The 20,989-nt window shown below is 65.7% G+C and carries 21 protein-coding genes and 1 tRNA gene; 9 read left to right on the top strand and 13 right to left on the bottom strand.

Annotation, left to right across the window (positions count from 1 at the left end; genetic code table 11):
- Positions 1-67 precede the first annotated feature (67 nt).
- Positions 68-703, top strand: coding sequence for a GntR family transcriptional regulator (locus ACO2Q5_RS13350; RefSeq protein WP_423291801.1), 636 nt, complete (start codon positions 68-70; stop codon positions 701-703).
- A 23-nt stretch (positions 704-726) separates the two neighbouring features.
- On the opposite strand, the gene ACO2Q5_RS13345 is transcribed toward ACO2Q5_RS13350, so the two are convergent.
- Positions 727-2,514 carry a glycosyltransferase gene (locus ACO2Q5_RS13345; protein WP_423291799.1) on the bottom strand — a complete coding sequence of 596 codons (1,788 nt, stop codon included), beginning with the start codon at positions 2,512-2,514 and terminating at the stop codon, positions 727-729.
- Between the two features lie 76 nt (positions 2,515-2,590).
- Positions 2,591-3,745, bottom strand: coding sequence for a glutamine-hydrolyzing carbamoyl-phosphate synthase small subunit (gene carA, locus ACO2Q5_RS13340; RefSeq protein ID WP_423291798.1), 1,155 nt, complete (start codon positions 3,743-3,745; stop codon positions 2,591-2,593).
- Positions 3,746-3,935: 190 nt separating this feature from the next.
- On the opposite strand from carA, the gene ACO2Q5_RS13335 reads away from it, so the two are divergent.
- A complete protein-coding gene (locus ACO2Q5_RS13335; protein ID WP_423291796.1) occupies positions 3,936-4,394 on the top strand; it encodes a GatB/YqeY domain-containing protein in 459 nt (152 codons plus the stop codon).
- Positions 4,395-4,444: 50 nt separating this feature from the next.
- Here the strand turns inward: ACO2Q5_RS13335 and ACO2Q5_RS13330 are convergent, their stop codons facing one another.
- Positions 4,445-4,936 (bottom strand): DUF2244 domain-containing protein, encoded by a 492-nt coding sequence (locus tag ACO2Q5_RS13330; RefSeq protein WP_423291794.1) that lies wholly within the window; start codon positions 4,934-4,936, stop codon positions 4,445-4,447.
- A gap of 168 nt (positions 4,937-5,104) precedes the next feature.
- Here ACO2Q5_RS13330 and ACO2Q5_RS13325 point away from each other — a divergent pair, with 168 nt between their 5' ends.
- Positions 5,105-5,293 (top strand): DUF3008 family protein, encoded by a 189-nt coding sequence (locus ACO2Q5_RS13325; RefSeq protein ID WP_423291792.1) that lies wholly within the window; start codon positions 5,105-5,107, stop codon positions 5,291-5,293.
- 161 nt (positions 5,294-5,454) lie between these two features.
- Complete coding sequence (locus tag ACO2Q5_RS13320) at positions 5,455-6,066, top strand: HAD-IA family hydrolase (protein ID WP_423291790.1); 612 nt, start codon at positions 5,455-5,457, stop codon at positions 6,064-6,066.
- Positions 6,067-6,150: 84 nt separating this feature from the next.
- Here the strand turns inward: ACO2Q5_RS13320 and ctaD are convergent, their stop codons facing one another.
- The 3 genes from ctaD to lipB all read right to left on the bottom strand — a co-directional run bounded on the left by ctaD (position 6,151) and on the right by lipB (position 9,289).
- On the bottom strand, positions 6,151-7,821 hold the full coding sequence (ctaD, locus tag ACO2Q5_RS13315) for a cytochrome c oxidase subunit I (RefSeq protein WP_423291788.1): 1,671 nt from the start codon (positions 7,819-7,821) through the stop codon (positions 6,151-6,153).
- 258 nt (positions 7,822-8,079) lie between these two features.
- On the bottom strand, positions 8,080-8,490 hold the full coding sequence (locus ACO2Q5_RS13310; RefSeq protein WP_423291786.1) for a c-type cytochrome: 411 nt from the start codon (positions 8,488-8,490) through the stop codon (positions 8,080-8,082).
- A 121-nt stretch (positions 8,491-8,611) separates the two neighbouring features.
- Positions 8,612-9,289: a lipoyl(octanoyl) transferase LipB gene (gene lipB / locus ACO2Q5_RS13305; RefSeq protein ID WP_423291784.1), complete on the bottom strand. Its 678-nt coding sequence runs from the start codon at positions 9,287-9,289 to the stop codon at positions 8,612-8,614.
- Between the two features lie 106 nt (positions 9,290-9,395).
- On the opposite strand from lipB, the gene ACO2Q5_RS13300 reads away from it, so the two are divergent.
- Complete coding sequence (locus ACO2Q5_RS13300) at positions 9,396-11,102, top strand: peptidoglycan-binding domain-containing protein (RefSeq protein ID WP_423291782.1); 1,707 nt, start codon at positions 9,396-9,398, stop codon at positions 11,100-11,102.
- Between the two features lie 97 nt (positions 11,103-11,199).
- Positions 11,200-11,286, top strand: a tRNA-Leu gene (locus tag ACO2Q5_RS13295).
- Positions 11,287-11,346: 60 nt separating this feature from the next.
- Here the strand turns inward: ACO2Q5_RS13295 and ACO2Q5_RS13290 are convergent.
- Positions 11,347-11,625, bottom strand: coding sequence for a hypothetical protein (locus ACO2Q5_RS13290; protein WP_423291780.1), 279 nt, complete (start codon positions 11,623-11,625; stop codon positions 11,347-11,349).
- 317 nt (positions 11,626-11,942) lie between these two features.
- Between ACO2Q5_RS13290 and ACO2Q5_RS13285 the strand changes: the two genes are divergently transcribed.
- Entirely contained in the window at positions 11,943-12,338 is a 396-nt protein-coding gene (locus ACO2Q5_RS13285) for a DUF4177 domain-containing protein (RefSeq protein ID WP_423291778.1), read from the top strand.
- A gap of 15 nt (positions 12,339-12,353) precedes the next feature.
- Here the strand turns inward: ACO2Q5_RS13285 and ACO2Q5_RS13280 are convergent, their stop codons facing one another.
- The 5 genes from ACO2Q5_RS13280 to ACO2Q5_RS13260 form a co-directional block, all read right to left on the bottom strand.
- Positions 12,354-13,454 (bottom strand): pyridoxal phosphate-dependent aminotransferase, encoded by a 1,101-nt coding sequence (locus ACO2Q5_RS13280; RefSeq protein ID WP_423291776.1) that lies wholly within the window; start codon positions 13,452-13,454, stop codon positions 12,354-12,356.
- 76 nt (positions 13,455-13,530) lie between these two features.
- Positions 13,531-13,863, bottom strand: a complete 333-nt coding sequence (locus tag ACO2Q5_RS13275; RefSeq protein ID WP_423291774.1) for a DUF1992 domain-containing protein — start codon at positions 13,861-13,863, stop codon at positions 13,531-13,533.
- Positions 13,864-14,016: 153 nt separating this feature from the next.
- On the bottom strand, positions 14,017-17,130 hold the full coding sequence (locus ACO2Q5_RS13270; protein WP_423291772.1) for a valine--tRNA ligase: 3,114 nt from the start codon (positions 17,128-17,130) through the stop codon (positions 14,017-14,019).
- Between the two features lie 109 nt (positions 17,131-17,239).
- Positions 17,240-17,995: a VOC family protein gene (locus tag ACO2Q5_RS13265; protein ID WP_423291770.1), complete on the bottom strand. Its 756-nt coding sequence runs from the start codon at positions 17,993-17,995 to the stop codon at positions 17,240-17,242.
- A gap of 3 nt (positions 17,996-17,998) precedes the next feature.
- Positions 17,999-18,361 (bottom strand): DUF1428 domain-containing protein, encoded by a 363-nt coding sequence (locus ACO2Q5_RS13260; RefSeq protein WP_423291768.1) that lies wholly within the window; start codon positions 18,359-18,361, stop codon positions 17,999-18,001.
- Positions 18,362-18,445: 84 nt separating this feature from the next.
- Here ACO2Q5_RS13260 and ACO2Q5_RS13255 point away from each other — a divergent pair, with 84 nt between their 5' ends.
- On the top strand, positions 18,446-19,105 hold the full coding sequence (locus ACO2Q5_RS13255) for a winged helix-turn-helix transcriptional regulator (RefSeq protein WP_423291766.1): 660 nt from the start codon (positions 18,446-18,448) through the stop codon (positions 19,103-19,105).
- An 81-nt stretch (positions 19,106-19,186) separates the two neighbouring features.
- Here the strand turns inward: ACO2Q5_RS13255 and ACO2Q5_RS13250 are convergent, their stop codons facing one another.
- Positions 19,187-19,618, bottom strand: a complete 432-nt coding sequence (locus ACO2Q5_RS13250; protein WP_423291764.1) for an Lrp/AsnC family transcriptional regulator — start codon at positions 19,616-19,618, stop codon at positions 19,187-19,189.
- 215 nt (positions 19,619-19,833) lie between these two features.
- On the opposite strand from ACO2Q5_RS13250, the gene ACO2Q5_RS13245 reads away from it, so the two are divergent.
- Entirely contained in the window at positions 19,834-20,979 is a 1,146-nt protein-coding gene (locus ACO2Q5_RS13245; RefSeq protein ID WP_423291762.1) for a type III PLP-dependent enzyme, read from the top strand.
- The last annotated feature ends 10 nt before the right edge of the window (positions 20,980-20,989 follow it).

The following is a 20,989-nucleotide window of genomic DNA, read 5'->3' as shown; positions in this document are numbered from 1 at the left end:
TTGATCGGCGCCGGAGCCGGGTCTAGGGTGCTGCGCCTGTAACAGGTTCAAGACGGCGGGAGGGCCGGTGCAGAAGGATGCCTATACGCTGATCGTCGAGGCGATCGAGGCCGGGACCTACAAGCCCGGCGACCGGCTGGTCGAAAGCGAGCTGGCCGAGCGGTTCGGCGTGTCCCGCACCCCGGTGCGCGAGGCGTTGCAGCGGCTGGAAACACAGTCGATGCTGTCGCGCGACGGGCGCAGCCTGATCGTTGCCTCGCTGGATCACAACCAGCTGTCCGAGCTTTATGCCGTGCGGACCGAGCTGGAGGGGCTGGCCGCCCGTCTGGCCGCGCGCCATGCCACGGATGAGGAAATCCGCGTGTTGCACAGCATGGTGGCCGAGGATCAGGCCCTTCTGGGCGGCGATCCCCGCGCGCTGAGCCGGGCCAACAAACGGTTCCACAAGCAGATCCATCTGGCCAGCCACAACCGCTATCTGGTGCAGCAGCTGGACCTTGTGCACCGCAGCATGGCGCTGATGGCCGAAACCTCTTTCGCGGCCGAAGGTCGGGACGAGGTGGCGCTGACGGAACATGCGGCCATCGTGGCGGCGATTGCGGCCCGCGATGGCGATGCCGCCTATCAGGCGCTGAAGACCCATATCAGCCGCGCCTTCGAGACGCGGCTGCGCGTCGAGGCGGGAGAGCTGCGCCTGCGCTGAGCTGCGGGCCTGTTGGGACCCTGCTAATGCGGGCTCTGCGGCTGGTCGAAATGGCCGTGGCTGGTCTTGTCCCAGTAGAAGGGCGCGGTGATCATCTCGCGCAGCGCCTTGTAAGCGGCCAGCGTGGCCAGCGGGAAATAGGCATGCTGCGCCAGAATCCACAGCGGTGAAAACCGGTGTCCGGCGCGGCGGCGCGCGATCAGCGTCACCGCCATGTCCAGAAGGGTAGACAGGAAGAACATCACGGCCACCGTCATGGCCAGCGCCCAGGGCACCGGCCCTGTCATCGGATGGTCCAGGCCGAAGGGCTGAAGCCAGAACAGCCAGATCACCGGCGCCAGCAGTTGGCTGAGCAGGGTGGCCAGAAACTGCACCTGAAACCCGGCAAAGCGACGAAAGCCGATCTGACGGCACAGCAGAACCGGGTTCCGCATGTGCACGGCCCAGGTCATCATATAGCCCTTGATCCAGCGGGACCGCTGCTTGACCCATGCGACGGGGCGGCAATTCGCCTCTTCATAGGTCACGGTGTCCAGAATCTCGGTGCGGTAGCCGCGACGGAACAGGCGGATGCCAAGGTCGGCGTCCTCGGTCACGTTATGGGCATCCCAGCCGCCCAGCTCCTCCAGCACGGGGCGGCGGAAGAACAGCGTCGTGCCGCCAAGGGGCACCATCAGCCCCAGCCGTGCGACACCGGGCAGCAGCACCCGGAACCATGCGGCATATTCCAGTGTGAAACAGCGCGAGATCCAGTTGGTGCAGGGGTTGTAGTAATCCAGCCGGCCCTGCAGGCAGGCCACCTGCGGCCCGCGGCTGTGGAACCGGGTCACCACCTTGCGGATCTGGTCCGGCTCGGGTGCGTCTTCGGCGTCATAGATGCCGATGATGCTGCCGCGGCACTGGTCCAGCGCATGGTTCAGGGCGCGCGGCTTGGTCTTGACCGCACCATGCGGCACGGCAACGGTGCGCATCCAACCCGGCAGATCGGCCACGGCCAGGGCATTGCGGGTCAGGTGGTCCTGCTCTTCGACCACCAGCACGATGTCCAGAAGATCGCGCGGGTAATCCAGCCGCGACAGCCGCTCCACCAGCCGGGCGGCAATGTCACCTTCGCGGAACAATGCCACCATGACCGACACGACCGGCAACCGCGCGATCAGCGGCGGTGGCGGCTCTTTGGGCGGGGGGCGCAACGCAGCGCGCAGCGCGGCCAGTTTGAGGACGAAGCCGGAGAGCAGCGCCAGAACGGCCGCAACCACCAGAATCAGGCCCGGCAATATCGGGTCAAAGAACGCCATGCCGGCAAAAGCCATGACGAGGGCCAGAGCGCCCGCGCGCAGATCCGGCCCGCCCCAGGTGCGGCAGCTTTCGTCCAGCCGGACGCGGCTTTCGGCAACGCGGGCCAGCTCTGGCCCACAAGCCTGCAGCAGCGCCGCCTCGATCTGGACGGTGGAGGCTAGCACCATGGCCACCCGCCCGCCAAGCGCAGCGGCCAGCCCGGCGCGGCGGTCGGCAAAGCGTTCTGGCTCTGAGGTTGCGACAAGGACAAGCCCGCCCGCCCGGCGCACCGGCAGCAGGCCCTGCCGCAGGCAGTTCAGCGCCCCATAGCGCGCGATGAGCCGCGAGTCGGGCGTCATTTCTGCGGGGCGCAGGCGGCGGGTACCGAAACAGGCCTCGGCCAGGGAAAGCCGCTGATCCTCGCTCAGGGGCGGCGCCCCGGCCGGAAAGGCCAGCGCGAGGAAGGCCCCGGCCGGGTCCGGCAGCGCGACCGGCTGTCGGGATTGAAATGTGTTCGGCTTTTCGATCGCCATGCCGGCCGTCCCTGTTCATGACAGGGTGGCCGAGCGATGGTTAATGGCGGGTTAAGACGCGCCGGCTCGAGTTGGGTCAGCCCGCCTTGCGCGCCTTCATCGCCTCGGCAAAACGCTCGAACAGATAATAGCTGTCCTGCGGGCCGGGGCTCGCCTCGGGGTGATACTGGACCGAGAAGACCGGACGGTCCTTCATCGCGATGCCGCAATTGGTGCCGTCGAACAGCGAGACATGGGTTTCCACCACCCCTTCGGGCAGAGTGTCGGCATCCACGGTGAAGCCGTGGTTCATCGAGGTGATCTCGACCTTGCCGGTGGTCAGGTCCTTCACCGGATGGTTCGCGCCATGGTGGCCGTGGTTCATCTTGCGGGTCTTTGCGCCAAGCGCCAGCGCCAGCATCTGGTGGCCAAGGCAGATGCCGAACAGCGGCAGATCCTTTTCCAGCACGCCCTGAATCATTGGTACCGCATAGGCGCCGGTCGCCGCCGGGTCGCCGGGGCCGTTCGACAGGAACACACCGTCCGGGCTATGGGCCAGCACGTCTTCGGCGGTGGCGGTGGCGGGCAGCACGGTCACATCGCAGCCCGCGCTGGCCAGACAGCGCAGGATATTGCGCTTGGCGCCGTAATCCACCGCCACGACCTTCAGCCCGGGCGTGCTCCGCGGGGCATAGCCCTCGGGCCAGGCCCAGCGTTTTTCATTCCAGGTATAGCTTTGCGGGCAGGTCACATCCTTGGCCAGATCCAGACCCACCAGCCCGCGCCACGCCCGCGCCTTGGCGACCAGACGCTCGATATCGAACTTGCCCTCGGGGTCATGGGCCAGCGCCACATGCGGCGCGCCCTGCTGGCGGATCGCGCGGGTCAGCCGCCGCGTGTCCACCCCGCCGATGCCGATGCGGCCCACCTTCTTCAGCCAGGCTTCCAGATCGCCCATGGCGCGCCAGTTCGACGGCTCGGTCGCGTCCCATTTCACCACCATTCCGGCGGCGGCGGGGGTGGTCGTCTCGTCATCCTCGGGCGTCACGCCGGTGTTGCCGATATGCGGGAAGGTGAAGGTCACCACCTGCCCGGCATAGCTGGGATCGGTCATGATCTCCTGATAGCCGGTCATCGCGGTGTTGAAGACCAGTTCGGCCACCGTCTCTCCGACCGCGCCGAAGCCGCGTCCGTAGAAGAGCGTTCCGTCCGCAAGGGCAAGGCAGGCGGTGGCATTCTGCGGCGCAGGCATGGTGAGTCTCCGGGCTGTCGGATGGGGGCAGGCAAATTGGCGCGAACCTAAAGACAGCCGCGCCAAGGGTCAAGGCTTGGGCATTCTGAAAATATTCATGTTTTACAGTATCTTGCTGCAAAGCAGCGAGGTTGCGCCAAAGGACGATCCGGGATAGATTGCCAAATCGTATGACAGTTTGGGGAATGTCATGTCGCTGAGAGACCGTTTGCAGACCGCGCTGAAGGAGGCGATGAAGGCCAAGCAGGCCGACCGCCTGTCGACCCTTCGGCTGATCAATGCCGCGATCAAGGACCGTGACATCGCCAACCGCGGCGAAGGCGGCGAGGGCATGGTCCCCGATGCCGAGATCACCGCCATCATGGGCAAGCTGATCAAGCAGCGCCAGGAATCAGCCCGCGCCTATGAAGAGGGCGGGCGGCTGGAACTGGCCGAGAAGGAACTCGCCGAAATCACGGTGATTCAGGAATTCCTGCCGCGTCAGCTTTCGTCGGAAGAAACCACGGCTGCGATCGAAGCGGCAATTGCCGAAACCGGCGCGGCGACGATCCGCGACGTGGGCCGCGTCATGGCCGTGCTGAAGGCGAAATACGCCGGCCAGATGGACTTTGGCGCCGTGGGCGCGTTGGTGAAGGGCCGGTTCGGCTGATCACCGCCGCCTAGCGGCGCGCCTTCTCCCCTTTGTCGCCGCAGGTGCGCTCAGATGCCCCGCAGCCCGTTCAGGGCCGTGGACAACTCGTTCTTGAGCGCCAGCCGCTCCTCCTCGGACAGGAAGGCGCCGATCTCCACCTCGCGCGGGCCGCCGGACAGGGTCAGGTAGTTCGGGACCGGGCCGCCCTTGGGGTGGCAGGTGACGCGGACCCAATAGGGATTGGCCTCCCATGCGCGGTGCTGGCGGCGGGGGCCGTGGCGGGTCAGGACCATGCGGTCGGGGGCAAGGGTCAGATCCTCGATGATCTCGCGGTCGCGTGCATTCTTGCGCAGCGCGAACCAGATCGCCCCCACGGCGGCCAAGAGGAAGGGCAGCAGGGCCCACAGGACGGGCGAGCCGAGGACGGCCAGCGCCGGGGCCGCGATCAGCCCGGCCGTCGCGCCGATGAACAGCACGAATCCGCGCTGGTCCAGCGAACGGTGCGGCCAGAGATGCAGGCGCTTCGTCTGGCCCTCGGGGGGAAGCCATTGATAGGGCATGGCCGGATCATAGCGCCGGATTTTTGGCGGGGAAGGGGGGGCCGCGGGTCTGGACCTGTCGCCCGGTTCCGGAACCGCAAGGTCGCAGGCCTGAGGCGGGAACTTCGTGGGGGGCGCATGGGTTGACCGGGATAGCGCAACCGATCCTTTGCCGAAGGAGACCTGCCGATGCCCGCCGTTTCCAAAGCCCAGCAACGTGCCGCCGGGGCCGCCCTGTCGGCCAAACGCGGCGAAACCCGTGTCCGCGACCTGAAGGGCGCGTCGAAAGAGATGTACAAGTCGATGACCGAGGCCGAGCTGGAAGATCTTGCCTCCACCGACCATGAGGGACTGCCGGAACGGGCGGAGGGGGAGTGAACCCGGCCCGCGGGACTTCCTCTTCGCGCGAGCACGGTCGCAGGAGTGACACCTGCCGGGATGACATCTCAGTCTTTGACGGCCACCGGGACTTTGTGGTCATCCGCGTGTAATCCTTCGCTCAAGATCCGCTAGGGTCTGGATGTGGTGCGGAGGGAACGATGACTTTCTGTCTCATGCTGGACGTTGACGGGGTGGTCATCAACGGGCGTTCGCAAGACGGCTTGCCGTGGGAGACGGATATGCATCGCGATCTCGGCATCAGCCCGGACCAGCTGCGCACTGCCTTTTTCGCCCCCTTCTGGACAGATATCGTTACGGGAAAGAAGCCGCTTCTCGATGTGCTTGAGGATTGCCTGACGGAAATTGCGCCGTTCCTGTCGGCGCGGCAGCTCGTCGATTACTGGTTCTCCAGGGACGCCCGCATGAATACCGAAATTCTGGCAGATTGTGACGAGCTGCGTCGATGCGGCGTGCGCATCTTCCTTGCGACCAATCAGGAACATCTGCGCGCCAGTCATCTGATGAACCATCTGGGTCTTGGAAAACATGTCGACGGAATGATCTGCTCCGCCGAAGTCGGGGCGCGAAAACCGCATCCCCTGTTCTTCGAAATGGCCCTCCGACGAAGCGGGTTTGATCCGAAGCAGACCCTTCTGGTGGATGATACTGAAGAAAATGTCGAAGCAGCCCGTCGGGCCGGATGGCATGCCTTCCATTGGATAGGGGATGCCAGCCTCCTGGACATCGTAAGAACGATCTACCTCCGCTGAAGGCTACGGGCTCACGGTGTTGGGCAGCAGCGAACCATCACGCCAAAAGCAAAAGGCCCCGGTTTTCCCGGGGCCTTTCGGCATTCAGTGGGCGTGGTGCTTGTCCCAGTCTTCGCGCTTCGGCAGCTGCTCGAACGTGTGTTCGGGCGGTGGCGAGGGCAGGGTCCATTCCAGCGTGTCGGCGTATTCGTTCCAGTAATTGTTCTCGGTCACGCGCTTGCCGGCGAAGAGCGTGTAGAACACGATGCCGATGAAGAACACGAACGAGGCGAAGGACAGGAACGCACCCATCGACGAGAACCAGTTCCAGTAGGCAAAGGCCTCGGGGTAGTCGATGTAACGACGCGGCATGCCGTTGCGGCCCAGGAAGTGCTGCGGGAAGAAGGTCAGGTTCGCGCCGATGAACATGGCCCAGAAGTGGATCTTGCCCGCCCATTCCGGATATTGGCGGCCCGACATCTTGCCGATCCAGAAGTAAATCCCGGCGAAGATCCCGAAGACGGCGCCCAGCGACATCACATAGTGGAAGTGGGCCACGACGTAATAGGTGTCGTGATAGACGCGGTCGATCGGAGCCTGCGACAGCACCACGCCGGTCACGCCGCCGACGGTGAACAGGAACAGGAAGCCGAAGGCGAAGAGCATCGGCGTCTTGAACTCGACCGAGCCGCCCCACATCGTGGCGATCCAGCTGAACACCTTGATGCCGGTGGGCACCGCGATGACCATGGTGGCCATCATGAAGTAGCTTTGCTGGGTCAGCGACATGCCGACGGTGTACATGTGGTGCGCCCAGACGACGAAGCCCAGAACACCGATGCCGACCATCGCATAGACCATCGGCAGATAGCCGAAGACCGGCTTCTTCGAGAAGGTGGCGATGACCTGGCTGATGATGCCGAAGGCCGGCAGCACGATGATATAGACTTCCGGGTGGCCGAAGAACCACAGGATGTGCTGGTAGAGGATCGGGTCGCCGCCGCCCGAGGGGTCAAAGAAGGTGGTGCCCCAGTTGCGGTCCGTCAGCAGCATGGTGATGGCGCCGGCCAGAACGGGCAGCGACAGCAGGATCAGCCAGGCGGTGACGAAGACCGACCATGCGAACAGCGGGACCTTGTGCATGGTCATGCCGGGGGTGCGCATGTTCAGGAAGGTGGTGATGATGTTGATGGCGCCCAGGATCGACGAGGCGCCCGAGAGGTGGACGGCGAAGATGGCGAGGTCCATCGAATAGCCGCCCTCGATCTTCGACAGCGGCGGGTAAAGCACCCAGCCCACGCCCGAACCCGGCTGGCTGTCGCCGCCCGGTGCGAAGACCGAGGCGATGGCCAGCGAGGTGCCCGCGACATAAAGCCAGTAGCTGAGGTTGTTCATGCGCGGGAAGGCCATGTCCGGCGCGCCGATCTGCAGCGGCATGAAATAGTTGCCGAAACCGCCGAACAGCGCGGGAATCACCACGAAGAACATCATCAGGATGCCGTGGGCGGTGACCGTGACGTTCCAGAGGTGCCCGTCGGGCGTGCATTCCGAAGTGGCCGCCGCGGTCAGCCGCATGCCCTCCATGCACATGTACTGGACGCCCGGGTGCATCAGCTCCATCCGCATGTAGACGGTGAAGATGACCGAGATCAGGCCGACAATCCCTGCGGTGAACAGGTAAAGGATCCCGATGTCCTTGTGGTTGGTGGACATGAACCAGCGGGTGAAGAAGCCCCGGCTGTCGTGTTCATGCCCGTGGATGGCTGCGTCTGCCATGGGCGTCTCCCGCTAAATTCGCTCGGCCTGCCGTGGATGCCGGCAGGCTCATTCCTCGCTGCGCCCTGTTTAGCCCTGCGTCCCCGGCGCCGCAACACGCGAGTTTGATCCAGATCAACTCCAATTGACGCAGGGGTGGCAGTGTCACGCTGCGGCTGCATTGCCGTCCGGAGAACAGGCGCATGACAAACCCCGCCGCGGCCAAGCCGGGCGGGGAAAGGTGGTCTTCCGCGCCGGGCACGGATCAGAAGATGCGGGTCACTGCACGACCGAGGCCAGATAGGCCGCCAGATCCTCGCCGCCCGAGCCGAGCTTGAACGACATCTTCGACCGCGCGGCGGAATCGCCCGTCTCGGTCTTCAGCCAGCCGGCGGGATCGGCCAGATAGGCCGACAGGGCCGAGGCATCCCAGGTCTTGCCCGCAGCCCCGACCGCAAGGATCGACGGGCCATAGGTGTAATCCGGGTCCGAGGCGACGGCCCGCCCCATGATGCCGTAAAGATTGGGTCCGGTGCGGCCACCCTTCTGGATCTCGGTTCCGTCCGGGGCAACGATCGAGTGGCAGGCCTTGCACTTCTTGAACAGGTCTTCGCCCGTCGCGGGATCGGCGGCGAAGGCGGGTCCGGCCAGCAGGAGTGCGGCGGCCGACAGAAGCGAGAGCTTGGTCATGGCGTCCTCATCAAGCGGGCGCCGCAGAATCGCGCCCCACGCGGCCAAACATGGGTGCGGCAGCCCTTGCTATGCAATAGCACTTTGGCATTAGGCCGCTGCGGCGCGGCGTCCGGGGCCTTCAGCGGCGGCAGGCGGGGCCTTCGGCAAAGCTGGGTTCGAAGGTCCGCATCAAAGCGGCATCCAGATCGGCCATGGTGACGGGCAGGCCCAGATCGACAAGGCTGGTCACGCCATGGTCGCGGATGCCGCAGGGCACGATGCCGGAAAAATGCGTGAGGTCCGGTTCCACATTGATCGAGATGCCGTGAAAGCTGATCCAGCGGCGGATCTTGATGCCGATGGCGGCGATCTTGTCTTCGGCCGGGGTGCCGTCGGCATTGGGTGGCCGGTCGGGGCGCACGACCCAGACGCCCACGCGGCCGGGCCGGATTTCGCCCTTCACGTTGAATTCCGCCAGCGCGGCGATCACCCATTTCTCCAGCGCGCGGACGAAGCAGCGCACGTCACCGCCGCGGGCTTTCACGTCCAGCATCGTGTAGATCACCCGCTGACCGGGGCCGTGATAGGTATATTGTCCGCCGCGCCCGACCGGAAAGACCGGAAAACGGTCCGGCGCCACCAGATCCTCGGCCCGGGCCGAGGTGCCCGCGGTATAGAGCGGAGGGTGCTCCAGCAGCCAGATCGCCTCATCCGTTTCGCCGCGGGCCATCGAATCAGCCCGCGCTTCCATGGCGGCAAGGGTCTCGGCATAGGGCGAAAGACCGGGAAGATGGCTCCATTCGACCAAGGATTGCACGTCCTGTTCCTGAGGCGCGGCCCGCTTCGGGGATTCCCGGCTTTCCTGAGAGGGAAGCCATGCTAGGATCGCGCGAATTTCCAATCTGTCTTCGTGGAGCGATGTAATGAAGTCCAAGGCATTTGCAACCTCGGCCGCCACCACCGTCCTTGTGGCTTCGCTGTCCTTCGCGCCGGTTCCGGTGATCGTGGCCCCCGCCCATGCCGATACCGGCGATGTGGTCGCGGGGCTGATCATCGGCGGCATCGTCGGCGCGGCGATCAACGAAGGGTCGAAGAAGAAGGCCCCGGCCAAGGCCAAGTCGAAATCGACCAAATCGAAATCTTCGGGCCTGACCGCCGAACAGAAGGCCGCGAATATCGAGGTGCAGTCCGCGCTGAATTACTTCGGCTGGAATGTCGGCACCGCGGACGGTGTGCTCGGCAACAAGTCGAAGTCGGCGATCCGTGATTATCAGGCCTTTCTGGGAGAGGGGATCACCGGAGACCTGACCGCCGACCAGCGGTCGATCCTTGTCACCGCCCATGCCCGCGGGATGGCGGGCGGCGCGGTGATCCAGAACATCGTTGCCTCCAGCATGCATGGCACCCGCGGCATCCTGCTGGCGCAGCGCGATGAGATGCGCGCCGCCAGCGGCGCCGGTCTTGCCGCAGGTGCCCCGGCCGCCGCCGCCCCCGGCAGCGTGGCTGCTGCTGCCGCTGCTGCGATCCCGGTCCTCCTGCCCGAACCTGCCACCCCGGCCCCGGCGGCCCCGATCACCCCTGCGCCCGAAGTCGTGGCGGTGCCCGTCCCGGCACCGGCCGAAGCTCCGGTGGCAACCGCCGCGGCCGAACCGGCGCTGCCGTCCTTCATGGGGGCGAACGGCGCCAAGGGCACGCTTTCGGCCGAATGCAACGCGGTGACGCTGGCCGCGAGTGCAAAGGGTGGCTATGTCACCGCCGCGACCATGACCGATGCGAATGCCGCTCTGGCCGAGCAGTTCTGCCTGACCCGGGCCGCCTCCATTGCCACCGGGCATGAGCTGACGGCCAAGGTCGCAGGCTTCACCCCCGATCAGATCGCCGCGCAATGCGCCTCTTTTGGCCCGATGATGAAGGATCAGGTCGCCGCCCTGTCGCTGCGCCCCGCCGATGAGGTGCTGGCCGGGGTGGAGGGGTTCATCCTGAATTCCGGCATGTCGCCCGCGCAATTGTCAGGCACGGCCAAGGTTTGTCTGGGTGTGGGGTATGAGCGGGACCAGATGGATGTGGCCATCGGCTCGGCCCTTCTCCTCGCCGCCATGGGCGAGACCGGTTATGCCGAGCTGCTGGGCCATCACCTGAGCCAGGGCTTCGGCGCGACGGCGCGCAAGGATCTGGCAGTGGAATGGTACGAAATCGCGCTGCCCGCCTTGTCGGGCGGGACGGATGTCTTCGCCCCCGGTATGACGGGCCGCAATGAGCTGGTGAAGAAGGCCGCCTACACGATCGCAGGCCGGGCTTGGGAACTGGCCCCGCAGCCCGCAGTGCAGGAGGCGGCGCTGCCGGTCTTCGAAGTTCCGGCCGAAACCCCTGCCACCGCAGTCGCCGCCGCGCCAGAGCCCGCGCCCGTGGTCCCGGTTCCGGCCCCGGCGGCGGCTGCCCCGGTGGCCGATCCGGCCCCGGTGGCGGTCGCGGCAGTCCCTGCAGCACCGGCGCCTGCGCCGACCGAGGCTTCGGCCGCTTTGGAAACCGCCCCTGCCGTGCCCTCGCCGACGGGCGAGGTGATGCGCGCGGGGGCCGAAGCGGTGGCCGTGGCGGCCAGCCTGCCGTTCTTCCTCTTCGCCGCGAACTGAGGGGAAGGGGAGATTTTCTCGACCGCAGGACGGCGCAGAATCCCCCTTTTCTTCGCCGTGCGCAGCGGCTAAGAACGCGCCACCCGAGCCGGTGCATGCGGATGTGGCGGAATTGGTAGACGCGCAGCGTTGAGGTCGCTGTTCCTTAACCGGAGTGAAAGTTCGAGTCTTTTCATCCGCACCAGCTTGAACGAAAAAGCCCCGGAAATTCCGGGGCTTTTTCTTTTCCTGCGTCAATCCTGTGTCAGGCGATGCTGAGTTTGCCGACCGCTTCCGGAACCCTGTGCGCCTTGCGCGGAATGCGGCTGCGGCCCAGCACGAAATCTTCAAGCCGGGCCGTGTCTGGCGCCGTTGCGGGGGCGGTCTCAAGGTGACGTGCCATGTCGCGCAGCGGCCGGACCCGCGCTTCATGCGAGCGGAAAGCCTCGTCCGGGGCGGTGCCGATTCTCACCAGATCCAGCGCATGCAGGAAATCCGCGAAGATCAGCTCCTGAAGATGGTGGTTCAGCCTGTCGTGTTCCATCACGGCGCTCCGTGCAACCAGAAGGGGGTTCGCGCATTTGGCGGCACAACTGTGGCAAAAGGGTGGCGACCGCGAGCGCAGGCTGTCGAAGCGGCAGAGACAGGCCGGATACACAAAGACGAGAGCCGGCTGCCGGGATATTGCGGCCGGTGTGCACTTGCGGCGATACCACCCGTTGCGGGCCGATCTCCGCCGAACACCAGATGCGGGCCAATCGGCAAGGCCGTGCCAGAAACCCCGGAAAAGTGTTTCTGTGTTTGGACTTGTCGGCCAAAGCTCATTATACTTCGCGCAACCACAGGGGCAGGACAGCAAGAATGCAGCGTTACGAATATCGTGTCGTTCCGGCGCCGCGCCGGGGGGAAAAGGCCCGCGGCATCAAGACGACCGAAGATCGTTTCGCGCTGGCGCTGACCAGCCTGATGAACCAGATGGGGGCCGAGGGCTGGGATTATGTCCGCGCCGATGCGCTGCCCTGCGACGAACGTGTCGGCCTGACCGGGACGAAGACCACGTTCCAGAACATGCTGGTCTTCCGCCGCCCGGTAGAAGAGGCAGAGCCCGCCCGCCCGCCGCAGATGGCGCCTGCATTGCCTGATCCGGTGGCCGAAGCACCCGCCCCGCTGCCGCCGCTGCGGTTGGGCGCGGCCCATGCGCCCGCCGGTCCCGCCCCGGCCATCGGCCCTGCCAAGCCCGAGCTGGCGGCCGAATAACGCGCCTGCCAGGGATCAGCCTGCCGCGGCCAAAGCCTGCGGCAGGATTTCCTCCAGCACATCCAGCGCAGCCTCGGGGCCAAGGCTGATGCGGATGCAGCGGTCAAGCGGCGCCACGCCGGGCATGCGGATGAACAGCCCGCGCGACTGGCATTCCGCCAGCACCCGCCGGGCGAAATCGCCATCGCGCCGGCAATCGACCGAGACGAAATTGGTGGCCGAGGGCAGCGCCCGCAGCCCGTTCGCCGCTGCGATCCGGCCCACCCGGGCGCGTGCCGTTGCGACCGCGGTCTGCACACCGCGCAGATAGGGCTGATCCTGCAAAGCCGCCAGTGCGCCCGCCTGTGAAATCCGGCACATGCCGAAATGATCACGGACCTTGTTGAAGGCCTGGGCCATTTCCGGCGCGGCCAGCGCATAGCCGACGCGCGCACCCGCCATGCCGTACCCTTTGGAGAAGGTGCGATAGCGGATCACCTGCGGATGGTCCGCGGCGATCTGCGGCACCGTGCCTTCGGGGGCCAGATCGGCATAGGCCTCATCCAGCAGGAGGAGCGTCTCCGGCGGCAGATTGGCCACCAGATCCTCGATCACCACCGCGGGATGGTGGCTGCCCATCGGATTGTCCGGATTGGCCAGATACAAAAGCCGCGCGCGGGTTGTCCGCGCCTTGTCCAAGAGCGCGTCCGGGTCCTCGTGATCGCCGCGATAGGGCACCCGGTGCAGGCTGCCGCCAAAGCCTTCGACATGGAAATTGAAGGTCGGATAGGCGCCCAGACTGGTGACGACCGGCACGCCCGGCGCCAGCGTCAGCCGGCAGGTCAGGTTCAGGAGATTGTCGATCCCCGGACCCACCACCAGATGCGCAGGCGTCACCCGGTGATGCGCCGCCAGCGCCACCTTCAGATCGTGGTTTTCCGGATCGGCATACATCCAGACCTCTGCTGCGGCCCGCTGCATTGCGGCCACCGCCTGGGGGGAGGGGCCGAAGCCCGATTCATTCGCCCCCAGCCGGGCACGAAAGGGACGGCCCTCCCGGCGCTCCAGCGTCTCTGGGCCGGTGAAGGGAACGGAGGAGGGCAGGGCCGCTGCCAGCGGGGTCAGGAAGGATGTCATGGCGGCGGGACAATGGCCGCGGACCCGCCCGGCCGCAAGGGGGCACGGACAAAAGAGAAAAGGCTTCTCTTGGGCCTCAGCCCTTCAGGAACCGGCGGCGGCTTTCCTCGGCAATCGCCTGCCGCATCTCGATCCGCGCCAGTTCCGCCATCGCCGCGCGGCGTTCTTCCGGATCGGTCAGCCCGGCCAGCACCTCGCGCTGCGCCGCCGCGGCCTTCTTCAACACGATCTCCTCGGGCAGCACGCCCGCCTCGGCCATGATGCGAAAGCCCACGGCATCGCCTGCCGAGATGAACGCATCACCCGGCCGCTCGGGCAGCGGTTTGCCTTCGCCCGCCAGCCCCTGCAATTCGCCCTTGGCCCGGGCCGCTTGCATCCGCCGCTCCGCCAGTCTGGAAAGCCACGACATGCGTCACCTCCTGCCCCTGCAGAATGAACCCGCCGAAGGCACCCGGCAAGCCTCTTCCTCTTGATCCAAATACTCAAAAAGCTCTGAGCCGGTTGGCCGCAGGCCAGAGGCGAGGACCGGGAATGCAGCCGCCTTTGGCGGCTGCTCCGCAAATCAGGCCAGTTCGGACAGGCGCTTCAGGGCGGTTTCGACCTTTCCGGCCTCATCCTCGCGCGCTTCCAGATTGGCGCGGGCCTCGTCCACCACCTCTTCGGGCGCCGAGGCCACGAATTTCGGATTGTCCAGCCGCCCCTTCAGCCCGCCAATCTCTTTGCGCAGCTTGTCCAGCGCCTTCTGCAGCCGGGCCTTTTCCTCGGCAATGTCGATCAGCCCTTCCAGCGGGATCGCGAAAGCAGCCCCCTCCAGCGTGACCGCGATCGAGCCCTTGGGCGCCGCGCCTTCCGACACGCCCTCGATCCGGGCCATGCGGCGGATCAGCGCCTCGTTCTTCTCCCAGGCCGCGCGGGCGGCGGGCGACAGGTCGGTGGCCACAAGGTCGATCTTCAGCCCTGCGGGCACATGCACCTGCGCCCGGGCGGAACGGATTTCGTCGATCAGCCCGGTGACAAAGCCCATCTCCGCCGCGGCGGCGGCATCCTGAAGGGCAGGTCCATATTCCGGCCAGTCTGTATGGACCAACGGCTTTGCCCGGGTGCCGGTGGTGGCCCACAGCTCCTCGGTGATGAAGGGCATGAACGGATGCAGCAGGATCATCGACTGATCCAGCACCCAGGCCATCACGGCGCGGGTCTCTTCGGCATCCGGCCCGTCGAACAGCGGTTTGGCAAATTCGACATACCAGTCGCAGACCTTGCCCCAGACGAACTTGTAAAGGGCATCCGACGCTTGGTCGAAGCGGAACTCGGCCAGCGCAAGGTCCACCTCGGCCAGCGTCTTCGCCGTCTCGCCGATGATCCAGCGGTTCGCCGTGGCGGTGGCCGCGGGCGGGGCGGATTGCGTGGCATGCCCCTCCCAGACGCCGTTTATCTCGGCAAAGCGGCAGGCGTTCCACAGTTTCGTGCCGAAGTTGCGGTAGCCGGCGATGCGGTCTTTCGACAGCTTCAGATCGCGGCCCATGGCGGCCATCGACGACAGGGTGAACCGCACGGCATCGGCGCCGAATTCGTCGATCAGGTCCAGCGGGTCCAGCACATTGCCCAGCGACTTGGACATCTTCTTGCCCTTCTCGTCACGGACAAGGGCATGGACATAGACGGTGCGGAACGGCACCTGATCCACCACGGCCAGCTGCATCATCATCATCCGGGCGACCCAGAAGAAGATGATGTCGAACCCGGTGATGAGGACCGAGGTCGGGAAATACCGCGCCAGTTCCGGCGTCTGTTCCGGCCAGCCCAGCGTGCCGATGGGCCAGAGACCGGACGAGAACCAGGTGTCCAGCACGTCGGGATCGCGCCAGACCGGATAGGCCAGCTTCGTCGGGTCCTGCGTCAGGTTGTATTCGGCCAGCGCGGCGGCCAGCATTTCCACCGCCTCGGCCTTGTCGGCCACTTCGACGATGCGCGCATGGTTCAGCGGCATCGGCAGCGGCGCCAGCGCATCGCGGAACTTCTCCGTCACCCCGTCCAGCGTGGCGTCGCAGAAATAGACCGGCTCTGCATGGTTGAAGCCGCCATCGGCCAGCAGCCGGAAGATCTCCACCTCGTCCAGCGCATTGTCGCCCTGATCGTCGCGGAAGCCCGCGGGCCAGATGTCCAGACCATACCACACCGGGATCTGGTGGCCCCACCACAGCTGGCGGCTGATGCACCAGGGCTCGATATTCTCCAGCCAGTGGAAATAGGTCTTGGTGTCGCGTTCGGGCAGGATCACCGTGTCCGAGTTGCGCACGGCATCCAGCGCCGGGCCCACGATGCGCGAGGTGTCCACGAACCACTGGTCCGTCAGCATCGGCTCGATCACCACCTTCGAGCGGTCGCCGAAGGGCTGCATGATCTTCTTCGCCTCGACGTAAGGCACATGCTCCAGATGCTCGGCCCCCGTCTCCGGATCGACCGATTTGACCAGCACGGTTGCGGCCAGCTTGTCGGCATTGATCTGCGCGATCACCGCCTTGCGCGCCTCGTAGCGGTCCAGACCGCGCAGTTCGGGCGGGACGAGGTTGATCAGATCGACCTCGGCCTCGGTGAAGCTGGCTCCTTCCAGGATCGCCTGTGCCCGCGCGGTGCTTTCCTCATAGGACAGCCCGTCGTCGCGCATCCGCGCCCTGGTGTCCATCAGGCGGTAAAGCGGCAGGCCGTTGCGCTGCGCCACGCCATAGTCGTTGAAGTCATGCGCGCCGGTGATCTTCACCGCGCCGGATCCGAAATCCGGGTCGGGATACATGTCGGCGATGATCGGGATCAGGCGGCGGTGTTCCTTCGGCCCCACCGGGATTTCGCACATCTTGCCGATCAGCGCGGCATAGCGTTCATCCGAGGGATGCACCGCCACCGCCCCGTCGCCCAGCATGGTCTCGGGCCGGGTGGTGGCGATGGAGATATAGTCGCGCTCCTGTTCGAAGACGACAGTGCCGTCCTCGTCCTTGACGCGGAACATATAGGTCTCGCCGCCCGCCAGCGGATATTTGAAATGCCACATATGGCCGTCCACCTCGGTCTGCTCGACCTCAAGGTCCGAGATGGCGGTTTCGAAATGCGGGTCCCAGTTCACCAGTCGCTTGCCGCGGTAGATCAGGCCCTTGTTGTACATGTCCACGAAGACCTTGATCACGGCATCGTGGAAATTGCCCTCTTCGCCCGCGGGGGCGCCGGGGGCGCCGGACATGGTGAACGCCTCGCGGTCCCAGTCGCAGGTCGCGCCAAGGCGCTGCAGCTGGCCGATGATATGGCTGCGGGATTTCTTCTTCTGCTCCCAGACGAGGTCCAGAAACTCGGGGCGCGAGAAATCGGTGCGGCGGCGGTTGGTCTTGGCCAGCTCCCGCTCCACCACCATCTGGGTGGCGATGCCGGCATGGTCGGTCCCGGGCTGCCACAGCGTGTCATGCCCCTGCATCCGGTGCCAGCGCGTCAGCACATCCTGCAGCGTGTTGTTGAAGGCATGGCCCATATGCAGGCTGCCCGTCACATTGGGCGGCGGAATCATGATGGAAAAGGCGGGCTTGCCGGGTTTGGCATTCGCCCCGGCGCGGCCGACCTTGCCGTCCAGCCAGGCTTTCGAAATGCGGGCCTCAGCCTCGGCGGCGTTGAAGGTCTTTTCCATCGGCATCTGGCGTCTCCCGTGTGCTGCGCGGGATGTAGCCTTTGCGGGCCGAAGGGGCAAGTTTCTGCGTAGTTGCGCGGCGCCGTCCCGGGGCGGGCGGCGCCACCTTTGACACTCAGGCGGGGCCAACCACCGCAAAGCCCGCGCCGCGCGGGTCCAGCGCCATGACGATGAAGGCACCGCCGGGCACTTCGGCGGGGCCATGGATCACCGTGCCGCCCGCGGCCTCGATCGCGGTTTTTGCCGCCCCTGCGCTGCCAACACCGAAATAGGGCAGCCAATGCGGCGGCACGTCGGCCGGAACGATCAGCCGCATCATCCCGCCGATATCGGCGCCGCCATGGCGGAACAGCTGGTAATCCCCCATTTCGCCCATCGGCATCGCGGTGCTTTTCTCCCAGCCGAACAATGCACCGTAAAAGGCCAGCCCGGCGACGGGATCGGTGGAATGCAGCTCATGCCAGTTGCCATGGCCTGTCTTGGCCTGATCGAAGGCCGCGCTGGTGTCGCCCGGCAGCGGCTGCATCAGTCCGAAGACCGCGCCCTGCGGATCGGTGCAGATGGCATAGCGCCCGGTTTCCGGGATGTCATCCGGCCCGGCGATGATCTGACCGCCCAGAGCGGTGACCTGCGCCGCGGCGGCATCGCAATCCGTGACCTCGATATAAAGTGTCCAGGCATCCGGCATCGGCTCGGGCGGGGTGGGGAGACCGGCCACCATCGCCTCGCCCGCGAAGGCCAGCAGATAGGGCATCTCGGCCATGCCGGCATCGCGGAAGGTCCAGCCCAGAACAGGACCGTAGAACCCGGACGAGGCCGCCGGATCGGCCGTCATCAGCTCATACCAATAGGGTCTGCCGTGTTTGCGCATCGCTCAGCCTTCCATGATCAGGGGGGTAAAACCGCCATAAACCATGCGCTTGCCGTCGAAGGGCATGGCATCCGGCGTCATGCCGGGGTCGGTCTCCGACCGCTCCATCATCTTCTTATAGGCGGCATCGCGGGTGTCCTTGTCCGGCCATGTCATCCAACAGAAGACGACGGTCTCGCCCTCCTGCAGGTCGACGGCGCGCAGGAAATCGGTGTGCTTGCCCGGGGGCACATCATCACCCCAGCCCGCCACCAGCGTGAGCGCGCCCAGATCGCGGAAGGCGGGCCACCATTTCAGCTCATGCTCACGGTATTTCTCGCGATCTTCGCTGCGGACCGGAATCAGGAAGCCGTCGATATAGGCCATTTCGCCCTCCACCCGTGACTTGTGCGGTCAGGCTGGTCAGGTTAGTTAGAAAAAGCAACCAAAACTTTGCCACGTTTTTCTGACATGACCGGAACCCGCCGACGCAGCTATGACGAAGGCTGCATCGCCGCCCATGCGCTGGATCTGATCGGCGACCGCTGGGCGCTTCTGGTCGTGCGCGAGCTGCTGCTGGGGCCGCGGCGGTTTTCAGAGCTGCGCGCCGGCTTGCCCGGGATCAGCGCCAATATCCTGACCCGGAGGCTGGAAGAGATGGCTTCGGCGGGGCTGGTGCGTGCGGAAGCGCCGGGCTACGGGCTGACCCCGGCGGGCGAGGGGCTGTGGCCGGTGCTGAAGGCGCTCTGCCGCTGGGGCGGTGGCCAGCCGGGCCATGATCCGACGCTGTTCATGAGCCCGACCGCGCTGATGCTGTCGATGCGGGCCATGTGCGCCCGTCACCGCGCCGGACGGCACGAGGTAGATTTCGTGCTGGAGGGGCAGGCGTTCACAGTCGTCACCGGCCCGGGCAGCTATCGGCTGGAGCGGGGCCTCGCCGGGGCGCCCCTGCGGTTCGAGGGCGGGACGAATGCGGTGGCCGTGGCCGTCTATGGCCCGCTGCCGCTGCACCAGACGGCGGCGGGGCTGATCCGCTTCGACGGCGGGATCGAAGAGGGGCAGGCGTTTCTGGACCTGTTCTCCCTGCACATCGCGGAGGGGGGCGCTGCCCCCGTCAGCCGTTCCGGCTGACCCCCCCGGGATATTTGGGCAAACTGGAATGGGCTTTCCACTTTGTCCAAATATCCTCGCCGAAGGCATCTGACCGTCCCGTCAGACGGCGCGGTCGATCTTTGTGGACAGGTGGATCAGGCTTTCGGAGCTGCGCACGCCGGTCATCGCGCCGATCTGGTCCAGCACCTGATCCAGCACCTGGGTGTTCGGGCAGGCGATCTGCAGCAAGAGGTCGAACCGGCCGGAGGTGGTGAAAACGCGCTCCACCTCATGAATGGACTTCAGCCGGGTCAGGATCGCCGCCTGCGCGCGGGGCTCAATCGTGAGCAGGACCGAGGTGCGGAGCCGCCCCTCGCGTGCGGTTTCGCCCAGTTTCAGCGTATAGCCTATGATCACGCCGGAGGTTTCCAGCCGCTCCAGCCGGGCCTGTATGGTCGATCGCGCGACCTTCAGCCGCCGCGACAGGGTGGCCACGGACATCCGCGCATCGGCACTGAGCAGGCCCACGATGTTGCGATCCAGTTCATCCATGCAATATGTCCGATCTTTTCGTCATTATAACGATGTTTCGCTACAGATATATAGTTTTGTCCGGTGAAGATGTAACACATATGCAGCATCCTCAATTGCAGGAAAAGGGCGGCTCATACGCACCTGGCCTGGTTTCCCGAAACCGCGCCTGAACCTTCCCCCAAGCCGCCGGGGAGAGGGGTGAAGCGTCTACGTTGGCATAAAGGATGACGCCGATGGGACTCTCCAAAACGATCTGGTCCAACCCGACCGAATTCCTCCGTGTCGAGCAGCCGGAAACCCCGGTGCTGTTCTTCAGCCCCTCGGCCGTGCAGGCCGCGGCGCGGCGCTTCATCGACGGATTCCCCGGCATGGTGACCTATGCCGTGAAGTCGAATCCCGGCGAGGAAATGGTGGAAAACCTGTCGGCGGCAGGGGTGCGCGGCTATGACTGCGCCTCGCCCTTCGAGATCGACCTGATCCGCCGTCTGGCCCCGGATGCGGCCATTCACTACAATAACCCCGTGCGGTCGCGGTCCGAGATCAAACATGCGGTCAACCGGGGTGTGACCTCCTACAGCGTTGATTCCCGGTCGGAACTGGCAAAGCTGATCGAACTGGTGCCTGCTGAGGGCACCGAAATCTCGGTCCGGTTCAAGCTGCCGGTCGCAGGCGCGGCCTATAACTTCGGCGCCAAATTCGGCGCCACGGTCGAACTCGCGACGGAACTGCTGCGCGAGGTTGCGGCGGCGGGCTTCGTCCCCTCGCTGACCTTCCACCCCGGCACCCAATGCACCGATCCGCATGCCTGGGAATCCTATATCCGCGAGGCGGCGGTCATCGCCCGCCGCGCCGGCGTCACCATCGCCCGGCTGAATGTCGGCGGCGGCTTCCCCAGCCACCGGATGAGCGCGATCGTCCCGCAGCTGGAGGAGACCTTCGCCGTGATCGGCCGCGCCGCGACCGAAGCCTTTGGCGAGGACCGCCCGCTGCTGGTCTGTGAGCCGGGCCGGGCGCTGTGCGGCGACGCCTTCACGCTGGCCGCGCGGGTCAAGTCGGTGCGCGACGATACTCATGTGTTCCTGAACGACGGCGTTTACGGCACCATGGTCGAACTGCCGATGATCGGCGTGATCGACCGTATTCAGGTGCTGGCCGCCGATGGCACCAAGCGCGAGGGCGAGGCGAAGCCGCGCATCGTCTTTGGCCCCACCTGCGATTCGGTGGACCGTCTGCCGGGTGAGATTCCGCTGCCCGAAGACATTGCCGAGGGCGATTTCGTGATCTGGCATGGCATGGGCAGCTACTCGGTCGTCACCAACAGCCGCTTCAACGGCTTTGGCGAACTGCATCTGGCGACCGTCCTGAGCCTGAAAATCTGATCCGCTTTTT

The organism is Neotabrizicola sp. VNH66 (assembly GCF_049445895.1).
Lineage (GTDB): Bacteria > Pseudomonadota > Alphaproteobacteria > Rhodobacterales > Rhodobacteraceae > Pseudogemmobacter.
Note: the sequence above shows the minus strand (reverse complement) of the source record. Positions and strands in the feature narration are given on the sequence as shown.

What these genes read in the sequence shown, in the direction of transcription:
- ACO2Q5_RS13345 (WP_423291799.1), bottom strand. Translation starts at nt 2,514, where the DNA reads ATGGCGATCGAAAAGCCGAACACATTTCAATCCCGACAGCCGGTCGCG.
- carA (WP_423291798.1), bottom strand. Translation starts at nt 3,745, where the DNA reads ATGCCTGCGCCGCAGAATGCCACCGCCTGCCTTGCCCTTGCGGACGGA.
- ACO2Q5_RS13335 (WP_423291796.1), top strand. Translation starts at nt 3,936, where the DNA reads ATGTCGCTGAGAGACCGTTTGCAGACCGCGCTGAAGGAGGCGATGAAG.
- ACO2Q5_RS13330 (WP_423291794.1), bottom strand. Translation starts at nt 4,936, where the DNA reads ATGCCCTATCAATGGCTTCCCCCCGAGGGCCAGACGAAGCGCCTGCAT.
- ACO2Q5_RS13325 (WP_423291792.1), top strand. Translation starts at nt 5,105, where the DNA reads ATGCCCGCCGTTTCCAAAGCCCAGCAACGTGCCGCCGGGGCCGCCCTG.
- ACO2Q5_RS13320 (WP_423291790.1), top strand. Translation starts at nt 5,455, where the DNA reads ATGACTTTCTGTCTCATGCTGGACGTTGACGGGGTGGTCATCAACGGG.
- ctaD (WP_423291788.1), bottom strand. Translation starts at nt 7,821, where the DNA reads ATGGCAGACGCAGCCATCCACGGGCATGAACACGACAGCCGGGGCTTC.
- ACO2Q5_RS13310 (WP_423291786.1), bottom strand. Translation starts at nt 8,490, where the DNA reads ATGACCAAGCTCTCGCTTCTGTCGGCCGCCGCACTCCTGCTGGCCGGA.
- ACO2Q5_RS13300 (WP_423291782.1), top strand. Translation starts at nt 9,396, where the DNA reads ATGAAGTCCAAGGCATTTGCAACCTCGGCCGCCACCACCGTCCTTGTG.
- ACO2Q5_RS13290 (WP_423291780.1), bottom strand. Translation starts at nt 11,625, where the DNA reads ATGGAACACGACAGGCTGAACCACCATCTTCAGGAGCTGATCTTCGCG.
- ACO2Q5_RS13285 (WP_423291778.1), top strand. Translation starts at nt 11,943, where the DNA reads ATGCAGCGTTACGAATATCGTGTCGTTCCGGCGCCGCGCCGGGGGGAA.
- ACO2Q5_RS13280 (WP_423291776.1), bottom strand. Translation starts at nt 13,454, where the DNA reads ATGACATCCTTCCTGACCCCGCTGGCAGCGGCCCTGCCCTCCTCCGTT.
- ACO2Q5_RS13275 (WP_423291774.1), bottom strand. Translation starts at nt 13,863, where the DNA reads ATGTCGTGGCTTTCCAGACTGGCGGAGCGGCGGATGCAAGCGGCCCGG.
- ACO2Q5_RS13270 (WP_423291772.1), bottom strand. Translation starts at nt 17,130, where the DNA reads ATGCCGATGGAAAAGACCTTCAACGCCGCCGAGGCTGAGGCCCGCATT.
- ACO2Q5_RS13265 (WP_423291770.1), bottom strand. Translation starts at nt 17,995, where the DNA reads ATGCGCAAACACGGCAGACCCTATTGGTATGAGCTGATGACGGCCGAT.
- ACO2Q5_RS13260 (WP_423291768.1), bottom strand. Translation starts at nt 18,361, where the DNA reads ATGGCCTATATCGACGGCTTCCTGATTCCGGTCCGCAGCGAAGATCGC.
- ACO2Q5_RS13255 (WP_423291766.1), top strand. Translation starts at nt 18,446, where the DNA reads ATGACCGGAACCCGCCGACGCAGCTATGACGAAGGCTGCATCGCCGCC.
- ACO2Q5_RS13250 (WP_423291764.1), bottom strand. Translation starts at nt 19,618, where the DNA reads ATGGATGAACTGGATCGCAACATCGTGGGCCTGCTCAGTGCCGATGCG.
- ACO2Q5_RS13245 (WP_423291762.1), top strand. Translation starts at nt 19,834, where the DNA reads ATGGGACTCTCCAAAACGATCTGGTCCAACCCGACCGAATTCCTCCGT.